This window comes from Pseudomonas sp. ITEM 17296, from assembly GCF_028895205.1.
In the GTDB taxonomy this organism is placed as follows: Bacteria; Pseudomonadota; Gammaproteobacteria; order Pseudomonadales; family Pseudomonadaceae; genus Aquipseudomonas; species Aquipseudomonas kermanshahensis.
Genome location: NZ_WJRS01000031.1, coordinates 14,547 through 32,813, shown reverse-complemented (window position 1 = coordinate 32,813; position 18,267 = coordinate 14,547). Strand labels below are relative to the sequence as shown.

16 protein-coding genes and 1 pseudogene are annotated in these 18,267 nt (G+C 62.9%); 9 read left to right on the top strand and 8 right to left on the bottom strand.

Annotation, left to right across the window (positions count from 1 at the left end; all coding sequences use genetic code 11):
* Positions 1–146 precede the first annotated feature (146 nt).
* Together GIB19_RS24580 and GIB19_RS24575 are read right to left on the bottom strand one after the other, a co-directional pair.
* On the bottom strand, positions 147–1,271 hold the full coding sequence (locus tag GIB19_RS24580; protein WP_027595433.1) for a methyltransferase: 1,125 nt from the start codon (positions 1,269–1,271) through the stop codon (positions 147–149).
* Positions 1,272–1,367: 96 nt separating this feature from the next.
* Positions 1,368–2,075, bottom strand: coding sequence for an autoinducer binding domain-containing protein (locus GIB19_RS24575; RefSeq protein ID WP_027595432.1), 708 nt, complete (start codon positions 2,073–2,075; stop codon positions 1,368–1,370).
* A 213-nt stretch (positions 2,076–2,288) separates the two neighbouring features.
* Here GIB19_RS24575 and GIB19_RS24570 point away from each other — a divergent pair, with 213 nt between their 5' ends.
* Positions 2,289–3,065 carry a ferredoxin--NADP reductase gene (locus tag GIB19_RS24570; RefSeq protein WP_027595229.1) on the top strand — a complete coding sequence of 259 codons (777 nt, stop codon included), beginning with the start codon at positions 2,289–2,291 and terminating at the stop codon, positions 3,063–3,065.
* Positions 3,066–3,097: 32 nt separating this feature from the next.
* Here GIB19_RS24570 and mscL read toward each other — a convergent pair whose 3' ends face one another.
* Entirely contained in the window at positions 3,098–3,517 is a 420-nt protein-coding gene (gene mscL / locus GIB19_RS24565; protein WP_027595230.1) for a large-conductance mechanosensitive channel protein MscL, read from the bottom strand.
* Between the two features lie 176 nt (positions 3,518–3,693).
* Between mscL and radA the strand changes: the two genes are divergently transcribed.
* Positions 3,694–5,064 (top strand): DNA repair protein RadA, encoded by a 1,371-nt coding sequence (gene radA / locus GIB19_RS24560; protein ID WP_027595231.1) that lies wholly within the window; start codon positions 3,694–3,696, stop codon positions 5,062–5,064.
* A 233-nt stretch (positions 5,065–5,297) separates the two neighbouring features.
* Here the strand turns inward: radA and GIB19_RS24555 are convergent, their stop codons facing one another.
* Together GIB19_RS24555 and GIB19_RS24550 are read right to left on the bottom strand one after the other, a co-directional pair.
* Positions 5,298–6,815: a nucleobase:cation symporter-2 family protein gene (locus GIB19_RS24555; protein ID WP_099430435.1), complete on the bottom strand. Its 1,518-nt coding sequence runs from the start codon at positions 6,813–6,815 to the stop codon at positions 5,298–5,300.
* 265 nt (positions 6,816–7,080) lie between these two features.
* Entirely contained in the window at positions 7,081–7,443 is a 363-nt protein-coding gene (locus tag GIB19_RS24550) for a PilZ domain-containing protein (protein ID WP_099430434.1), read from the bottom strand.
* A 164-nt stretch (positions 7,444–7,607) separates the two neighbouring features.
* Here GIB19_RS24550 and GIB19_RS24545 point away from each other — a divergent pair, with 164 nt between their 5' ends.
* The 3 genes from GIB19_RS24545 (at position 7,608) to yjiA (ending at position 10,945) form a co-directional block, all read left to right on the top strand.
* Positions 7,608–9,674 (top strand): carbon starvation CstA family protein, encoded by a 2,067-nt coding sequence (locus GIB19_RS24545; protein WP_012274172.1) that lies wholly within the window; start codon positions 7,608–7,610, stop codon positions 9,672–9,674.
* A gap of 17 nt (positions 9,675–9,691) precedes the next feature.
* Positions 9,692–9,889 (top strand): YbdD/YjiX family protein, encoded by a 198-nt coding sequence (locus GIB19_RS24540; RefSeq protein ID WP_027595234.1) that lies wholly within the window; start codon positions 9,692–9,694, stop codon positions 9,887–9,889.
* 78 nt (positions 9,890–9,967) lie between these two features.
* On the top strand, positions 9,968–10,945 hold the full coding sequence (gene yjiA, locus GIB19_RS24535) for a GTPase (protein WP_027595235.1): 978 nt from the start codon (positions 9,968–9,970) through the stop codon (positions 10,943–10,945).
* Here yjiA and GIB19_RS24530 read toward each other — a convergent pair.
* Entirely contained in the window at positions 10,905–12,392 is a 1,488-nt protein-coding gene (locus GIB19_RS24530) for a methylenetetrahydrofolate reductase C-terminal domain-containing protein (protein WP_274888351.1), read from the bottom strand. The two genes, yjiA and GIB19_RS24530, sit on opposite strands and share 41 nt — an antisense overlap.
* A 521-nt stretch (positions 12,393–12,913) precedes the next feature.
* Between GIB19_RS24530 and GIB19_RS24525 the strand changes: the two are divergent.
* A pseudogene (locus tag GIB19_RS24525) lies at positions 12,914–13,966 on the top strand (5-methyltetrahydropteroyltriglutamate--homocysteine S-methyltransferase); the annotation flags it as partial.
* A 71-nt stretch (positions 13,967–14,037) separates the two neighbouring features.
* Positions 14,038–14,757 carry an SDR family NAD(P)-dependent oxidoreductase gene (locus tag GIB19_RS24520; protein ID WP_274888349.1) on the top strand — a complete coding sequence of 240 codons (720 nt, stop codon included), beginning with the start codon at positions 14,038–14,040 and terminating at the stop codon, positions 14,755–14,757.
* A 179-nt stretch (positions 14,758–14,936) separates the two neighbouring features.
* Here the strand turns inward: GIB19_RS24520 and GIB19_RS24515 are convergent, their stop codons facing one another.
* Positions 14,937–16,115, bottom strand: coding sequence for an acetyl-CoA C-acetyltransferase (locus GIB19_RS24515; protein ID WP_186677912.1), 1,179 nt, complete (start codon positions 16,113–16,115; stop codon positions 14,937–14,939).
* A gap of 210 nt (positions 16,116–16,325) precedes the next feature.
* On the opposite strand from GIB19_RS24515, the gene GIB19_RS24510 reads away from it, so the two are divergent.
* Positions 16,326–16,592, top strand: coding sequence for a PepSY domain-containing protein (locus GIB19_RS24510; RefSeq protein ID WP_099430430.1), 267 nt, complete (start codon positions 16,326–16,328; stop codon positions 16,590–16,592).
* On the top strand, positions 16,589–17,128 hold the full coding sequence (locus GIB19_RS24505; protein ID WP_238209672.1) for a cytochrome b/b6 domain-containing protein: 540 nt from the start codon (positions 16,589–16,591) through the stop codon (positions 17,126–17,128). Before GIB19_RS24510 ends, GIB19_RS24505 begins: the two co-directional genes overlap by 4 nt.
* A 22-nt stretch (positions 17,129–17,150) precedes the next feature.
* Here GIB19_RS24505 and GIB19_RS24500 read toward each other — a convergent pair whose 3' ends face one another.
* Entirely contained in the window at positions 17,151–18,260 is a 1,110-nt protein-coding gene (locus tag GIB19_RS24500) for an agmatine deiminase family protein (protein WP_238209764.1), read from the bottom strand.
* Positions 18,261–18,267: the final 7 nt, after the last annotated feature.

The window sequence follows — 18,267 nt, the reverse complement described above, 5'->3', positions numbered from 1 at the left end:
TTTAGCCCTTCCTTGTAGGAGCAGCCTTGTGCTGCGAAGAGGCCAGTGGCAGCACATAGATTTTCGCTGCTGTCACCTGCCTCTTCGCAGCACAAGGGTGCTCCTACCTGGGTTGCGCATGCCTGGATTTAGGCAGTCGCAGATTGTTACTTGCGGGCTTTGAGAATCACGAACTTCGGCGTCGCTGCCACTTGTTCAACCCCGCGGAACAGCCGCGCCAGCTTGCTGTGGTAACCCAGGTGGCGGTTACCGACGATGTACAGCGCACCCCCCACCACCAATGCCTCGCGGGCCTGCTGGAACATGCGCCAGGCCAGGAAGTCGCCGACCACTTGCTGCTGGTGGAACGGCGGGTTGCACAGCACCACGTCCAGCGATTGTTTTTCCACCCCCGCCAAGCCATCGGCCGCCAGCATCAGTGCCGGGCGCTCGCCCAGCGCTGCCTGCCAGTTTTCGCGTGCCGATTGCACCGCCATGTACGATTCGTCGACCAGCGTGTAATGGGCCTCAGGGTTGTCCAGGGCGCTGGCAATCGCCAACACGCCGTTGCCGCAGCCCAGGTCCGCGACACGGGCAGCGCCCAGGTTGCGCGGCAGGTGCGGGAGAAACGCACGGGTGCCGATATCCAGGCCATCGCGGCAGAACACATTGGCGTGGTTGACCAGTTCCAGCGCCGGCGATTCGAGCTGATAGCGGCTAGGGTAGGGCGAGCGCGCAGTCGGGCGCTCGGCAACGGTGGCCGTCAGCAGGCGGGCCTTTTTTTGCGCCAGCGAGGCCTGTACCGGGCCGATGTACTTTTCCATCAGGTCACCCGCCGCGCGTGGCAAGTGCTTGATCATCGCCCCGGCGATCACCTGCGCGCCGGGCGCCAGGTGGCCCTGCAGGCGGATGAGTTGTTCTTCGAGCAAGGCCAGGGTCTTGGGCACGCGCACCAGTACCCGGTCGAACGGGCCCTGCCACGGCTCACTGGCCGGCACGAACGGAACGCTGTCGAACGGCTTGCCGTTGCGGGCGAGGTTTTTTTCCAGGGCCAGGTGCGCCAGGTGCGAGTCACCGCTGCTGACCACCGCAAGCTGCCCGGCGAGGCTGGCGGCCAGGGCGCCGAAGCTGTCATTGAGCACCAGTACCCGGCAGTTCGCGTCAGGCGCCTGCTCATGCAGTTGCGCGAGCAGGTACTCGTCGGCGGCATCGAAGGCCTGCAGCGGGTCGTTGGCCTGGTCCGGCTGGCGGATCAGGTCGAGTTCGGCGTAGGGGGTGGTCAACAAAGGCATGGCGTCTGGCTCGGGTACGAATCTGCCCGTTGCGGATCGCCACGGGCTTTGCCGCGCAATTCTACAGGGCTTTGCCGATGGTCGCAGAAATGGCTGTCAGATCCACCCACGCAGGGCGGCAATAGCGATGGCGCCGGCCTTGTTGGCGGCATTGGTCTTGGTGATCACGCTGCGGATGTGGAAGTTCACCGTGCTTTGCGACAGTGACAGGATGCAGGCGACGTCAGCGGCGGTCTTGCCGGCGGCCGACCATTTCAGCACTTCCAGTTCCCGTTCGCTCATTTTTGGCTGGGGTGGGCAGAGGGCGTTCAGGTGGTGCTCGCACAGTACGGCGTGCAGGGTGTGGCACAGCCACTGCACGCTGCCGCCTTTTTCATAGAGTTCGTCAATCGCTATCCTGCCCGCCGGCCTGGCGACGCTCACCTGGCTCTCGTTGTGTTGCAGGTCGTGCAGCGACTGCGTCCAGCCATGACGCAGGCCATGTTCGCAGGCTACTTCGCGAAAGTGCGGGGCTTCACGGTACAGCTCGTCAGTCCAGAGCACGGGCGTGGTCTGGCAATGGCTTACGCGTGCGGCAGGGTCTTGCTTGTAGAACTCATCGCGCTGATAGCACTCGATCCACTCGGCGGGGTAGTTGCTGTAGAGGTACACCCGGGGCGACTGGGTGGCGATTTGGATGCGGATGTTCAGCCCGAGGTGTTGCATGCCCAGGTCCTGCACCAGGTGCACAGCGATGTCGAACAGCTTCCGTGGGGATCGCTCGCTGACAAAATGATGAAGATGCTCAGGCTTCCAGTGATGCATCCGTAACACTCCGAAGGGGCAACAGGATCCAATCCGATTGCATACCCGAAATATTGTAGGAAAAGACCTAGTGTAGCGTTGGGATTTTTTGTTATAGCGATCAGGATTATCTGCGTCATCGGCGGCATCGGCGTGGTGAGGCCTTACAAACCGGTGGTTTTTATCCAGGCCGCTTTGCGCGACACTGTGCGCACGTCAACCTTGGAGCCCGATATGACCGCCAGCGCCGAAAAGTTCACCCGCCAGACACTGCTCGATGTTCAGCCATTGACGCCGAACCTCTTCAGCCTGCGGGTCACGCGCGATTCGGGTTTTCGCTTCCGTGCGGGCCAGTTCGCTCGCCTTGGCGTGACCAAGGCCGATGGCAGTGTAGTCTGGCGCGCCTATTCCATGGTCAGCGCACCCCATGACGAGTACCTCGACTTCTTCTCGATCGTGGTGCCCGGCGGGGAGTTCACCAGCGAACTGAGCCGGCTGGGCGAAGGTGACAGCTTACTGATCGACCGGCAGGCCTTTGGTTTTCTGACCCTCGATCGCTTCATCGGCGGCCGCGACCTGTGGTTGCTGGCCACCGGCACCGGCATCGCACCGTTCATGTCCATCCTGCAGGACTTCGAGGCCTGGGAGCGGTTTGATAGCATCAAGCTGGTGTATTCGGTACGCGAGGCGAAGGAGCTGGCCTACGTGGACGACATCGCCGGGTTGGAGCAACGTGATTACCTGGCCGAGTTTGCCGGCAAGTTGCAGTTCATTCCGGTGGTCACGCGCGAGCAGCACCCCGGTGCGTTGAATGCGCGTATTACCACGTTGATCGAGAATGGCGAACTGGAGAAGGCGGCGGGGCTGGAACTGTCGCCCGAGCATTCGCGCATCATGCTCTGCGGTAACCCGGAGATGATCGATGAAACCCGAAAGGTGCTCAAGGCGCGTGACCTGCAGTTGAGCCTGAGCAAGCGGCCGGGGCAGGTGGCGGTGGAAAACTACTGGTAACGTACGGGGCCGCAATGCGGCCCCAGTACGTTTCAGGGCAAGCGATTCTGGTTCTGCGTCTTGAGCAGGTCACGAATCTCGGTCAGCAGCGTTTCTTCAGCGCTGGGCACGGGCGGTGCGCTCGGTGCCACGGCTTCTTCGCGCTTCAGGCGGTTGATCGCCTTCACACCCATGAAGATGGCAAACGCAACGATCACGAAGTCGATCACGGTCTGGATGAACTTGCCGTAGGCCAGCACCACCGCCGGAATGTCACCTTCTGCAGCTTTCAAGGTAATCGCCAGGTCACTGAAGTCCACGCCACCAATCAACAGCCCCAGTGGCGGCATGACCACGTCACCCACGAAGGACGAGACGATCTTGCCGAAGGCCGCGCCGATGATGATACCGACCGCCATGTCGACGACATTGCCTTTGACCGCGAAGGCCTTGAACTCACTGATCATACCCATGTTCGATTCCTTTGTAACAAATGGTGAGGTAAACGCAGTGTAAGCCACTTAAACGCTTCATGCGTTATGTACAGCCCTAATGACTGTGGTTAGAACGAATAGTTTTGTCGCATCTCGAAGCGTTCGAGACACGTCTCGCTCGGCTATCATGGCGGTTTTTCCAGGAGATTCCGCCCATGGCCAAGGCCAAGCGCTTGTATGGCTGCACCGAGTGCGGCGCGACCTTTCCCAAATGGGCCGGCCAGTGCGGTGAATGCGGGGCCTGGAACACCCTGGTCGAAACCATGATCGAAAGCGGCGGCGCGGCCGCGCCCAGCAGCGGCCGTGCCGGCTGGACCGGGCAGCAGGCGCAGATCAAGACACTGGCCGAAGTCAGTGTGGAAGAAATCCCGCGGTTTACCACCAGCAGCACCGAACTGGACCGCGTACTGGGCGGCGGCTTGGTCGACGGCTCGGTGGTGCTGATCGGGGGTGACCCAGGCATCGGCAAGTCGACCATCCTGCTGCAGACGTTGTGCAACATCGCGGTGCAGATGCCCGCGCTGTACGTCACCGGCGAAGAGTCGCAACAGCAGGTGGCCATGCGCTCGCGCCGCCTGGGCCTGCCCCAGGACCAGCTCAAGGTGATGACCGAAACCTGCATCGAGACCATCATCGCCACGGCCCGGGTGGAAAAACCCCGGGTCATGGTCATCGACTCGATCCAGACCATTTTCACCGAACAACTGCAATCGGCGCCCGGCGGCGTGGCCCAGGTGCGCGAGAGCACGGCATTGCTGGTGCGCTACGCCAAGCAGAGCGGCACGGCGATTTTCCTGGTTGGCCACGTCACCAAGGAAGGCTCGCTGGCCGGGCCTCGCGTGCTCGAGCACATGGTCGATACGGTGCTGTATTTCGAAGGTGAGTCCGATGGCCGCCTGCGGCTTCTGCGGGCGGTGAAGAACCGTTTTGGCGCGGTCAACGAACTGGGCGTGTTCGGCATGACCGACCGCGGCCTCAAGGAGGTCTCGAACCCGTCGGCGATCTTCCTCAACCGCACCCAGGAAGAAGTGCCGGGCAGTGTGGTGATGGCTACCTGGGAGGGCACGCGGCCGATGTTGGTCGAGGTGCAGGCGCTGGTCGATGACAGCCACCTGGCCAACCCGCGCCGGGTGACCCTGGGCCTGGATCAGAACCGGTTGGCCATGTTGCTGGCGGTGCTGCACCGCCATGGCGGCATTCCCACCCACGACCAGGACGTGTTCCTTAACGTGGTGGGCGGGGTGAAGGTACTCGAAACCGCGTCTGACCTGGCGTTGCTGGCTGCGGTGATGTCCAGCTTGCGCAACCGGCCGTTGGCCCATGGGCTGCTGGTGTTTGGCGAAATTGGCCTGTCGGGTGAGGTGCGGCCGGTGCCCAGCGGCCAGGAGCGGTTGAAAGAGGCGGCCAAGCACGGCTTCAAGCGGGCCATCGTGCCCAAGGGCAATGCGCCGAAGGAGCCGCCTGCGGGGTTGCAGGTGATTGCCGTGACCCGGCTGGAGCAGGCCTTGGACGCCCTGTTCGAGTAATCCTGCACCGGCCTCTTCGCGGGGCAAGCCCGCTCCCACAAGGTGGACTGCAAACCTGTAATTCCCTGGACTGCCCCCAAGAAGTTGGACACCAATACAACCCTTGGGGGATCTATGGGCAAGTACACCCTGTGGGAGCGGGCTTGCCCCGCGAAGAGGCCGGCACAGGCAAACAAAAAAGGGGAGCCGACGATGCGCATCGGCTCCCCCCCGCGTAACCGCTCAATCAGCGGTCAATGCTCGGCAACCGCACTGCGCCTGGGCGCCTCGTTGCCATGCTCGTCCAGCTCCATCATCGGCACTTCATTACCCTCCGCATCGAACAGCTTGCCATCCTTGAAGTAGTCGCCATCGCGCAGTGCGGAGATGTCCGAATACTGGATGGTTCGCTCGTAGGCCGCAGCGAACACCGACTGCTGGTCCGAATTACCGGCTGTGAAGTGGTTGAAGATCAGGTTCAGCAGGATGGCCATGATCGCCGCCGAGCTGATGCCGGAGTGGAAGATGGTCTCGAACCAGTTCGGGAAGTGGTGGTAGAAGGTCGGTGCGGCAATCGGGATCATGCCGAAGCCCAGCGACGCGGCGACGATGATCAGGTTGACGTTGTTCTTGTAGCTGACCTTGGACAGGGTCCGGATGCCGCTGGCCGCCACGGTGCCGAACAGCACGATGCCCGCGCCACCCAGTACCGGGGTGGGTACCGCGGCAATCACCCGGCCCATGATCGGCAGCAGGCCGAGCACCACCAGGATCACGCCACCAGTGGCCACCACATAACGGCTCTTGACCCCGGTCACGGCCACCAGGCCGACGTTCTGGGCGAAGGCACTTTGGGTGAACGAGCCGAAGATCGGCGCCAGGATGCTCGACGCCATGTCGGCACGCAGGCCATTGCCCAGGCGCTTGGAGTCGACCTTGGTTTCAATGATGTCGCCCACCGCAAGGATGTCGGCCGAGGTTTCCACCAGGGTCACCATGATCACGATGCACATCGACAGGATCGCGGCGATGTGGAATTCCGGCATGCCGAAATGGAACGGCGTGGGGAAGGCGAACATCGGGCCTTGGGTGACCTTGCTGAAATCGGTCATGCCCAGCGCCCAGGCGATCAGGGTACCCACCACCATGGCCAGCAGAATCGACAGACGAGAGATGGTCGCGCTGCCCAGCTTGCTCAGTAGCAGGACGATGGCGAAGGTCAGCGCCGCCAGGCCGATGTTGGCCATGCTGCCGAACTCCGGCGAGGCGCTGTTGCCGCCCATCACCCAGCGTGCGGCCACTGGCATCAGGGTCAGGCCGATGGTGGTGATGACGATGCCGGTCACCAGCGGCGGGAAGAACTTGGTAATGCGCGAAAACACGGGGGTAATCAGGAAGCCGATGAACGAGGCCGCCATGACCGCGCCCAGCACACCTGGCAGGCCACCGCCGCCCTCGCTGCTGAGGATCGCGCCCATGGTTGCCACGCCAGCGAACGACACGCCCTGCACCAGCGGCAGCTGACAGCCGAAGAACGGCAGGCCCAGCGTCTGCAGCAAGGTGGCCAGGCCACCGGCAAACAACGAGGCGGCGATCAGCATGCCGATCTCGGCACCGTTCAGGCCTGCGGCCTGCCCCAGAATCAGGGGTACCGCGACAATCCCTCCATACATGGTCAACACATGCTGCAGACCATAGGCCAAGTTGGCCCCAAGGCCGAGGTTTTCATCCTCGGGGCGCTTGGCGGGAGACGTGCTAGGGGACGTAGTCATGGAGCAGGCTCTCTGCGTTTATTGTTGTGCCGCTACTGTAGACACTTCCTACAAATGATTGCCACAACAATTGTATACAATATTTTGATCGGAGCGCGAACAAGCAGGCTCGCAAGGTGTGCTAGAGCCCAATGCAGAACGCGTACCAAGTCGACAGAGGCTGTACTAGAGGGGTGTGTACAAAGCACTGCTACCCAGGCTTAAAGCTGTCTGGGTAGACAGGAAACACGGGGTGGGGAGGATGTTAGCTAGCTAAAAGATCCCATTATTCGATGAGTTCACGCAGCTCACGCATCATTTCGGTGCTGTCGGCCACGTTCAATTCCACAAGACGGTGCAAATGGGTCATCGAATCGATGTCGATGTAGAGGCAAACGAAGCCCAGGCGGGAGGGTTCTTCGTGGCGCAGTTCCACTTGCATCTCTACCCGCGTGGAAGGGTCGAGGTGGATAATTGCCTCGAAATCCTGGGTCAAGTCCGCTTCCCAGTTCGCCGGCCGCTCCACCAGCAGGCCTTTGAGTGAAAGGTCCAGCAACTTCGTCGGCCAGCGCTGCAGGCCTTGGCGCAATTCGGTCGTTGCATCGAACTCGATGCGTTGAAAACGGCGGCGTTCGTCGTGATCGCTCATGGGGGACTCTCCGGGTGACAACCTGACTATAGTGAGTATGGTAGGTACATCAGGTACCGCAATCTGGCCGCAGAGGCTCTAGACCAAAGCAAGTGTGGCAATGCGCGATGACTCGCCCTAGACTCGATAGGCGGTCTTTCCAATCCACCAGCTGGAAGCAAACCATGAACAACAATAATAGCCTGCTACGCCATATTCCGTGGCTGGCGCTGGCAGTCATAGGGGCCTGCGCGCTGGGTGTGGTTGCCCTGCGTCGCGGTGAGGCGATCAACGCCTTGTGGATCGTGGTCGCGGCAGTGGCCATCTACTTGGTCGCCTATCGCTACTACAGCCTGTTCATCGCCACCAAGGTGATGCAACTCGACCCTCGCCGCGCTACGCCGGCGGTGCTCAACAACGATGGCCTGGACTACGTCCCGACCAACAAACACATCCTGTTCGGCCACCACTTCGCCGCCATCGCTGGCGCCGGCCCGCTGGTCGGCCCGGTACTCGCCGCGCAGATGGGCTACCTGCCCGGCACACTCTGGCTGATCGCCGGTGTGGTGCTGGCCGGTGCGGTGCAGGACTTCATGGTCCTGTTCATGTCCACCCGCCGCAATGGCCGCTCGCTGGGCGACATGGTGCGCGAGGAAATGGGCCGCATCCCCGGCACCATCGCCTTGTTCGGCTGCTTCCTGATCATGATCATCATCCTCGCGGTGCTGGCGCTGATCGTGGTCAAGGCCCTGGCCGAGAGCCCATGGGGCATGTTCACGGTGATGGCGACCATCCCGATCGCGATGTTCATGGGCATCTACATGCGCTACATCCGCCCGGGCCGCATTGGCGAGATCTCGGTGGTCGGCGTGGTGCTGCTGCTGGCATCGATCTGGCTCGGCGGCGTGATCGCTGCAGACCCGGTCTGGGGCCCGGCGTTCACCTTCACCGGCGTGCAGATCACCTGGATGCTGGTGGGTTATGGCTTCGTCGCTGCCGTACTGCCGGTTTGGCTGGTACTGGCACCGCGTGACTACCTGTCGACCTTCCTCAAGATCGGCACCATCGTGGGCCTGGCCATCGGTATCCTGATCATCGCGCCTGAGCTGAAAATGCCGGCCCTGACCCAGTTCACCGACGGTACTGGCCCGGTCTGGAAGGGCACCCTGTTCCCGTTCCTGTTCATCACCATTGCGTGTGGTGCGGTATCGGGCTTCCATGCGCTGATCTCTTCGGGCACCACGCCCAAGCTGCTGGACAACGAAACCAACGCCCGTTACATCGGCTACGGCGGCATGCTGATGGAATCGTTCGTCGCCATCATGGCCATGGTTGCCGCTTCGGTGATCGAGCCGGGCGTGTACTTCGCCATGAACAGCCCGGCCGCCGTGGTCGGTGCCGACGTGGCGTCGGTGGCGCAGACGGTCAGCAGTTGGGGCTTCCTGATCACCCCTGAGCAGCTCGAAGCGGTCGCCCGCGACATCGGCGAGCACACCATCCTGGCCCGTGCCGGTGGTGCGCCAACCTTGGCGGTGGGTATCGCACAGATCCTTCACCAGGTGCTGCCGGGTGAAAACACCATGGCCTTCTGGTACCACTTCGCGATCCTGTTCGAAGCGTTGTTCATCCTGACCGCCGTGGACGCCGGTACCCGTGCCGGCCGCTTCATGCTGCAAGACCTGCTGGGCAGCTTCGTACCGGCCCTGAAACGCACCGAATCGTGGGGCGCCAACCTGCTCGCCACCGCCGGTTGCGTGGCACTCTGGGGCTACTTGCTGTACCAAGGCGTGATCGACCCGCTGGGTGGCATCAACACCTTGTGGCCGCTGTTCGGTATCTCCAACCAGATGCTGGCCGGTATCGCCTTGATGCTGGGTACCGTGGTGCTGATCAAGATGAAGCGCCAGCGCTACATCTGGGTGACCCTGCTGCCGGCTGTGTGGCTGCTGATTTGCACCACCGCTGCGGGCCTGATCAAGCTGTTCGACCCGAACCCGGCCGTGGGCTTCCTGGCCCTGGCCAAGAAGTACAGCACCGCCCTGGACGCTGGCCAGGTACTGGCCCCGGCCAAGGACATCGGCCAGATGCAGCACGTGATCTTCAACGCCTACACCAACGCGGGCCTGACGATTCTGTTCCTGCTGGTGGTCTTCAGCATCCTGTTCTTCGCCATCAAGGTCGGCTACGCCGCCCTCGGCCGCAAGGAACGCACCGACAAGGAAACCCCGTTCCAGGCGCTGCCTGACGCGTAAACGAGAGGACTGCAGCTATGTTCAACGACCTGGGTCGACTGGGTAAGTACTTGGGGCAGGCAGCCCGCCTGATGGTCGGCATGCCCGACTACGACAACTATGTCGAACACATGCAGAACAAGCACCCGGACAAACCGGTGATGAGCTACGAGGCGTTCTTCCGCGAACGCCAGGAAGCGCGCTACGGTGGCAAGTCCGGGCCCAAGTGCTGTTGAGCCTGCAACACCTGTGAACCTGTGGGAGCCCGGGCAACCGGGCTCCCACAGTCATTTTCAGCTTCAGGAGTACATCGCGTGCAAACGCCTATCCCCGTCACTGTACTGACCGGCTTTCTGGGTGCCGGCAAGACCACCTTGCTCAAGCACATGCTCAAGGCCGAGCACGGCCTGAAGATCGCCGTGATCGAAAACGAGTTCAGCGAGGCCGGCATCGACAGCCAACTGCTGGGTGACGAGCCGGTGCAAGTCATGACCCTGGCCAACGGCTGCGTGTGTTGCAGCATTCATGGCGACCTGACCCGTGCCTTGTACCTGCTGCTGGAACGCCTGGACGCTGGCGAGATCGCCTTCGACCGCCTGGTGATCGAGTGCACCGGCCTTGCCGACCCGGCACCGGTGGCGCAGACCTTTTTCATCGACGAGGACCTGCGTGACCGCTACATCCTCGACGGCATCATCACCTTGGTCGATGCCGCCCATGCCGAGCTGCACCTGACCCAGGCCATCGCCCAGGCCCAGGTCGGTTTTGCCGACCGGCTGTTGCTGAGCAAGACTGACCTGGTCGAGCCGGCGGCGGTGGAGGCCCTGCGTGAGCGGCTGTCGCGCATCAACGGCCGTGCCGCTGTGCGTGTGGTCGAGCACGGGCGCATCGATTTGGCCGAGCTGCTCGATGTGCGCGGTTTCAACCTCAATACCGACTTGGGCGCCAGCCTTAAACCCACCCTGCGCCCGGTGCTCAAACCGGCCACCCCGGACCGCATCTCCACCCTGGTGCTGCGTACCGACACGCCGCTGGACATCGACCGGCTCAGCGACTTCATGAACGAACTGCTGGAAACCCATGGTAAGCAGTTGCTGCGTTACAAGGGCGTGCTGAACATTGCCGGCGAAGACCGTCGCCTGGTGTTTCAGGGCGTGCTGAAACTGTACGGCTTCGACTGGGATGCCGAGTGGGCAGCAGGCGAGGCACGCGAAAGCGTGATGGTGTTTATTGCCGACGAACTGCCCGAGGCTACGATTCGGGCTGGGTTCGAGGCTTTGAGCAAGCCTTGAGCCGCTGAGGTGCCTGAGCCGCGAACCAGGCCGGCCATGAACTGCGGTGGCGGGTTTGCACCTCGATGCACGGGATCAGGCGCTCAGTCAGCACGGCAGTCTGCCGCACGGCTTTGGCGGTGCGGTATTTGACACTGTGGATGCACTCGCGGTCGCCGAATTCGCAGCGGTTCAGCGAGGTACCGCCGCAGGGGCCGTTGGCCAGGCCTTTGGGGCAGGTTTCCGGGCAGATGTAGAGGGTGTCTTCGAGGCGGCAGCGGCCGCAGGTGTCGCAGCCCAGCAACGGGCGTTTCACCGCACGTTCCACCCCGTGCAGCACGCGGGCGCCTGGGGCCGAGGCCCACAGCGGTTGGCGAACGGCCCAGCCGAATGCCTTGCTCAGCCAGTTGTTGCGGCTGAACAGCAGGGCATGGAAGGCGTGCAGCAGGTGGTAGCGCGCTTTTTCTGTGCTCGACGCGCTGACCTTCGACTCGCCCTGGCGCCAGCTGGCTGCTGGGGGGGGGAAGACCACGGCGGGCAGGCCGTGCACCTGCCAGCTGGCAGCCCAGGCGGGCGCCCACTGTTCCAGCGAATGGAGCTGCGCTTGCCAATGTTCGAGGCGTTCTTCCAGGGCCAGCAACTGCTTGAGTTCGTGAATGCCCGACAGGTGCACACCGGCGTAACCCATCAACTTCACACCGATGACCTGCAGGGCCAGGCGGTCGACGCTGCGCGCCTGTGCGTACGCCTTGGACACGGCGGCCTCGGCTTCGAGCATGTCGCGCATGGACGGGCTGACCGTCACCCCGGCCACGTGATCGAGCATGGCGGCGCGCCCGTGGGTAAGGCTCATCAGGCACGCCAGCAAAGGTTTCGGGTTGGGCTGACGGTTCATCCACGCCTGGGCTTCCTGATGCTTGCTGGCATCGAAGCCCAGTTGCAGGGTCAGGAAATCGGCCCCTGCGGCGAGTTTTTTCTCGGCTTTGAAGTACTGCGCCCCCCCTTCTTCCTCGCAGTACTTGAACGGGTTGAGCGCGGCACCCAGCAGCCAGTGCGGGCAGGCTTGGCGCGCGATCTGCAGGGCGGCCACCGATTCCAGGTAGCGCACCGGGCGCTGCCCAGGTTGGTGGCCGGGCAGGCGGTCGCCGGTGAGCAGCAGTAACTGGTCCAGCCCATCGGCGTCCATGCGTTGCAGTTGCGCGAGCAAGTGGTGGCGTTCGCGGTCCTTGCCCGAGAAGTGCGGCAAGGCCGGCACCGGCGAGCTGAAGCTGGCCAGGGCGTCGAGGGGCGACATGTCCAGCGGGCTGCCAACGCGATCACCGATGGCCACCGTCATCGGCCAGCCACACAGGTGCCCGCGGGCCATGATCGCTTGCATGGCGGCGAAGCGTTCCGCCGACGGCTTGGGGACGAACTCCATGACGCAGACGAAGGTTTTTTCGTGCAGCGCCGTTTTCAGAAGGCTCATGGATCGGGCACCGAATTGGGGCAGGGTGGCATTGTGCGGCAAATGGCCAAGAGGGTCATGTCCACATGCGTAGGGCGCTGCTCTGAACAAGACATCCCCGTGCTCTGCACCGGTGTTTTCACGCGCTTCTGTGTAGGAGCAGCCTTGCGCTGCGAAGAGGCCCGTATGCCGGGTAGAGATGTATCAGCCGTAAGGGCCTCTTCGCAGCACAAGGCTGCTCCTACAAGGCCCGATGTTCAATGCGAAGTTCGTGATCCTCCAGGCGCGCACGTAAAACTCAGTGACTGCCAAATCCAGTCATGCGCACTTCTGTGTAGGAGCAGCCTTGCGCTGCGAAGAGGCCCGTATGCCGGGTACAGATGTATTAGCCGTAAGGGCCTCTTCGCAGCACAAGGCTGCTCCTACAGGCCTCACATAAACATGAGGAAATCTTGATTTCATCTTAAATTAAATGAGTTTGTCTCAAGGCTCGGTTGCCCCGAAAATTCCCGCATTCACTTTTGCGTTCAGAGGGGCAAGACATGGCACTGGCACACAACCTGGGTTTGGCGCGCATCGGCCACGATCGCGAACTGAAAAACGCCCAGGAAGCCTTCTGCAACGGTGAGCTCGACGAAGCCGGGCTGCGCGCGGTAGGCCGTGATCTGCGTGCCACCCACTGGCAGGAACAGAAAGACGCAGGTATCGACCTGCTGCCCGTGGGCGACTTCGCCTGGTGCGACCAGGTGCTCACCCACTCGCTGACCTTCGGCGTTGTGCCCGAGCGTTTGCGCAGCCACGACGGTGCCAAGCCAACCCTGCAAACCCTGTTCGCCATGGCACGTGGCCAGGAAATGACCCAGTGGTTCGACACCCACGCTCACTACCTGGCACCTGAGTTCAGCGCCGATCAGCAGTTCGCCCTGAGTTGGGAGCAGCTGTTCGAAGAGGTTGCAGAAGCCAAGGCCTTGGGCCACGCGGTCAAGCCCGTGGTGATCGGCCCGCTGACCTACCTGTGGCTGGGCGCGACCCAAGGCGCCGACTTCGACAAGCTGGACCTGGTGGATCGCCTGCTACCGCTGTACGACGAAATCTTCAATCGCCTGGCCGCGCAGGGCGTCGAGTGGGTGCAGATCGACGAGCCGATCCTGGTGCTCGACCTGCCGCAGGACTGGAAAAACGCCTACGAGCGCGTCTACAACATCCTGCAGCGCGCACCGCTGAAGAAACTGATCACCACCTACTTCGGTGGCCTGGAAGAAAACCTCGGCCTGGCGGCCAACCTGCCAGTCGATGGCCTGCACATCGACCTGGTGCGTGCCCCAGACCAATACCCCACCATCCTCGACCGCCTGCCCGCCTACAAGGTCCTGTCGCTGGGCTTGGTCAACGGCTATGACGACACGGCCGGCGACCTGGAAAAAGCCGTTACCGTCCTGCAGCACGCCGCCGAACGCCTGGGTGACCGCTTGTGGGTCGCGCCGTGCTGCTCGCTGCTGCACAGCTCGGTGGGCTTGGCCGTGCAGAAGTGCCAGCAAGTGGCCGTCCTGGCCAACGCCGTCAAAGCGCCAGAGGCTTTTGACGTGGCGGCTGCCTAACGCCTCCTTGCCGTGTGATGAGGTGCTTATAATGCCGGCTCGAAACGTACTCGACAGGGAGTGATGCGATGAGAGTTCTGGTAGTCGGCGCCAGCAAGGGGCTGGGCAAGGCCTTCATGGAAGGGCTGGGCAAGCCGGGCGATACGCTGATGGGTGTGTCCCGCTCGCGCCCCGAAGGGGTGGTGGTCGGCAAGGGGGTCGAGGTGCAGTGGATTGCGGCCGACCTCGGTCAGCCGGCTGCCGCCGTCGAGGCCGTTGCCCAGGCGCTGGCCGAGGGAGGCGTGGATACCCTCATCTACAACCTCGGGCTGTGGGAGGCCGAGGCGTTTTCAGAACACTACAGCTTCCTGGACGATCACGACCCAGAGCTGCAACGTATGGTCGACTGCAACATCACGGCCACTGTCCTGCTGATCAAGCGCTTGCTGCCGATGCTGCTGGAAAGCGAGAAACCACGGATCATCCTTACCGGTTCCACTTCAGGCCTGCCGCAGAGCGGGCGCCCTGAAGTGACGTTTGCTGCGTCCAAGTTCGCCCTGCGCGGGATTGCCGAGGCTTTGCGTGAGGGGTATCGCGAACAGCGCCTGGGTGTGACGTGCCTGAACTTGGGTTACCTGAACACCGAGGATGGCCTGAATGTGCCAGTTGCCGACGCTGCGGCGCGGGGGGAGGGCGGGTTGATTCCGCTGCACGATGTGGTGCTGATGGTGCGGACGATGTTAGAGCTGTCGGCGGCAAGTTATGTGCGCGAGTTGACCTTGCCGGCCATTGCCGATGAGCGGTTCTGAGTAAGCAGGCCCGGCCTCTTCGCGGGGCAAGCCCGCTCCCACAGGAAAAGCACAAACCTTGAGAGCTGTGGTTAACCTTTGGGAGCCACAGGAAAAGCACAAATCTTGAGAGCTGTGGTTAACCTGTGGGAGCGGGCTTGCCCCGCGAAGGGGCCGGGCCTGCCGGCATCAATGACTGATCAGCGCTCGATCGCCAACGCCACACCCTGGCCACCGCCAATGCACAACGTGGCCAGCCCTTTCTTCGCATCACGCTTGATCATCTCGTGCAGCAAGGTCACCAGCACTCGGCACCCCGATGCCCCAATCGGGTGGCCAAGCGCAATCGCTCCACCATTCACGTTCACCCGCGCGGCATCCCATTCCAGTGCTTTGCCCACCGCCAGCGCCTGCGCGGCAAAGGCCTCGTTGGCTTCGATCAGGTCCAGGTCCGCCAGCTGCCAGCCGGCTTTGTCCAGGCAGCGCTGGGTGGCCGAAACCGGGCCAATGCCCATGATCGCCGGGTCTACGCCAGCACTGGCATAGGCCGCGATCTTGGCCAGCACCGGCAGGCCCAGGGCCTTGGCCTTGGTGGCGCTCATCAGCAGCACGGCGGCGGCGCCGTCATTGAGGCTGGAAGCATTGCCAGCCGTGACGCTGCCGTCCTTTTTGAAGGCTGCGCGCAACTTGCCCAGCGATTCGGCGGTGGTGTCCGGGCGGGGCTGTTCGTCGCGTTCGAAGACCTTGGGCTCACCCTTTTTCTGCGGCATCACGATGGGGGTGATCTCGTCCTTGAAACGGCCCGCCTCAATCGCGGCCACGGCCTTGCGCTGGGACTCGGCGGCGAAGGCATCTTGCTGCTCACGGCTGAGGCCGTACTTATCCACAAGGTTCTCGGCGGTAATGCCCATGTGGTAGTCGTTGAAGGCATCCCACAGGCCGTCGGTAATCATGCTGTCGATCAGCTGGCCGTGGCCCATGCGCTGGCCCGTGCGCGCCGAAGGCATGACGTAGGGGGCCAGGCTCATGTTTTCCTGGCCGCCGGCAATCACCACCTCGGCGTCGCCGCAGCGGATGGCCTGGGCCGCCAGGTGCAGGGCCTTGAGGCCCGAGCCGCAAACCTTGTTGAGCGTCAGCGCGGGCACGCTGAAGGGCAGGCCGGCCTTGATCGCGGCCTGGCGGGCCGGGTTCTGGCCAGCGCCGGCGGTGAGCACCTGGCCGAGGATGACCTCGTCGACCTGGGCTGGGTCCAGTTGTGTCTGTTCCAGCAGGCGCTTGATCACGGCGGCGCCGAGGTCGACGGCGGGCACTGTTGCCAAGGCGCCCTGGAAGCTGCCGATGGCGGTACGGGTGGCGGCGACGATGACCACGTCGTTCATGTTGTTGTTCTCCGTGCAAGGGTGAGCGCCGCGAGGGCAGGATGCCGTCAGCATCGGTGGGTTTGGTTGATTTGTTAAGTTTGTTTTTCTTTTGGATTGATCTGGAAAACAAATGAATGACGCGGACACGCTTGCGCTTGTGCAAGCCGCTGGCCCCGGGTCTAAGCTGGATGTCGTGCTGTTTCACTCCACGTAACGGAGCTCATGTCCATGCGCATCCTGATCGCTCTCACCCTCCTGATCGGCAGCAGCACAGCATTCGCCGCCACCCAATGCACCACAGCAGATAAAAGCACGTGGCAAGACCCGGAAAAATTCCAGGCCCAGCTCAAGGAACAGGGCTACAAGATCAATAAGTTCAAGGTCACCAAAGGCAACTGCTACGAAATCTACGGTTTCGACAAGGATGGCCGTAAGGTCGAGATCTACCATGACCCGGTCAGCGGCAAGGCAGTCAAGACCGAGTACGAAGATTGAAGGCTGATGCCACGGTGCAGCTGTGGGACCCCCTCCTGCGGCTGTGCCACCTGTCGTTGGCCACGGTGTTTTTCGCGGATTATTTTTTCAATGAAGAGGGCGACGACTGGCACCAGTGGCTGGGCTACTACGGGCTGGCGTGCGTGTTATTTCGCCTGGTCTGGGGCTTTGTCGGGCCGCAAAGCGCGCGCTGGGCCGACTTTTGGCCGACCCCGGCGCGCCTGGCCGCCCACACCCGGGCGCTGGTACGTGGGCAGCCTTACCATCGCCTGGGGCATTCGCCGATTGGCGCCCTGGTGATGCTGTTGATGCTGACCGGGATCGCGGGCCTGGGCCTGACCGGTTGGGCGTCGCAGGAGGTCGACGCCCTGTGGGGCGCCGACTGGCCGATGAGCCTGCACAGCTTCCTGGCCGACGCGGTGCTGGCATTAGTCTGCGTGCACGTGCTGGCGGCGATCGTCGAAAGCCTGCGCCTGCGCGAGAACCTGCCCTTTTCGATGCTGACCGGCAGGCGTCGATTGCCGGACGATCAGTGAGTGCTTGGCGCTGCGCGAGCACCTACACCGCCGGGCACTGGTGGGTCACGCAATGGATGCCGCCACCCCCTGCCGCGATGGCATCGATGTCCAACTGCACAATGTCCCGGTCCGGGTAGAGCGACGCCAGCAGCGCCCGCGCTTTCTCGTCGGCCTGGGCATCACCGAACTGCGGCGCAATGACCGCGCCGTTGATGACGAAGTAGTTGATATAGCCTGCCGCAAAGTCCGGGTTGCCCTTGCTGAACCTGTTGCGCCGGCCGCGCATCGGCGGTGAGACCACGTGGACTTGCAGTCGGCGGCCCTCGGCATCAGTGGCCTGTTTGAGAATCTCCAGGTGCTTGCGGGTCACGGCATGGTCGTAAGACTCAGGGTCGTTGTCGAGGTTGGCGATCACCACGCCTGGCCGTACGAAGCGCGCATAAAAATCCACATGGCCGTCGGTGATGTCCTCACCGGCGATACCCGGCAACCAGATGATCGTGCTCAACCCCAGGCGCGCCTTGAGCTCGGCTTCCACCTCGGCTTTGCTCCAGCCGGGGTTGCGGTTGGCATTTACCCAGCTGCTTTCGGTCATGATCCCGGTGCCATGGCCATCGACCTCGATGGCGCCACCTTCACCCACCAGTTCACTGCGCTGGTAGTGGGCCTTGGCTAGCGTGGCGACGCGTTTGGCCAGCAGGGCATCGTTGCGGTGGCGCTGCTTGTTGCCCCAGCCGTTGAAGTTGAAATCGACCGCGGCCAAAGCACCGTCATCGTCGACAACGAAGTTGGCGCCGATGTCGCGCATCCAGATGTCATCCAGCTCGCAGGTCACGAATTGGGTGTGGGGGCTGGCGCAGTGTTGCTTGGCCAGCGCCAGTTCGCTGGGGCGGCAAAACACCGTCAGCGGCTGGTAGCGTGTAATGGCCTGGGCGATGCGGCCCAGAGCGGCCTGGACGTCGGTAGTGAAATCTTCCCAGATCGCCGGCTGGGCGCCGAAGGCGATAAAGGCGCGTTGCTGCGGCTCGCCCTCATCAGGCATGAACCAGCGCTCCGGCGCCTCGGCGCGGGCCAGGCCCAGCGGCAGGCCGAGGCTGGCCCCCAGCCCTGCGGCCAGCGACAGTTGCAGGAAGGTTCTACGGTTTGGCATGGCACCA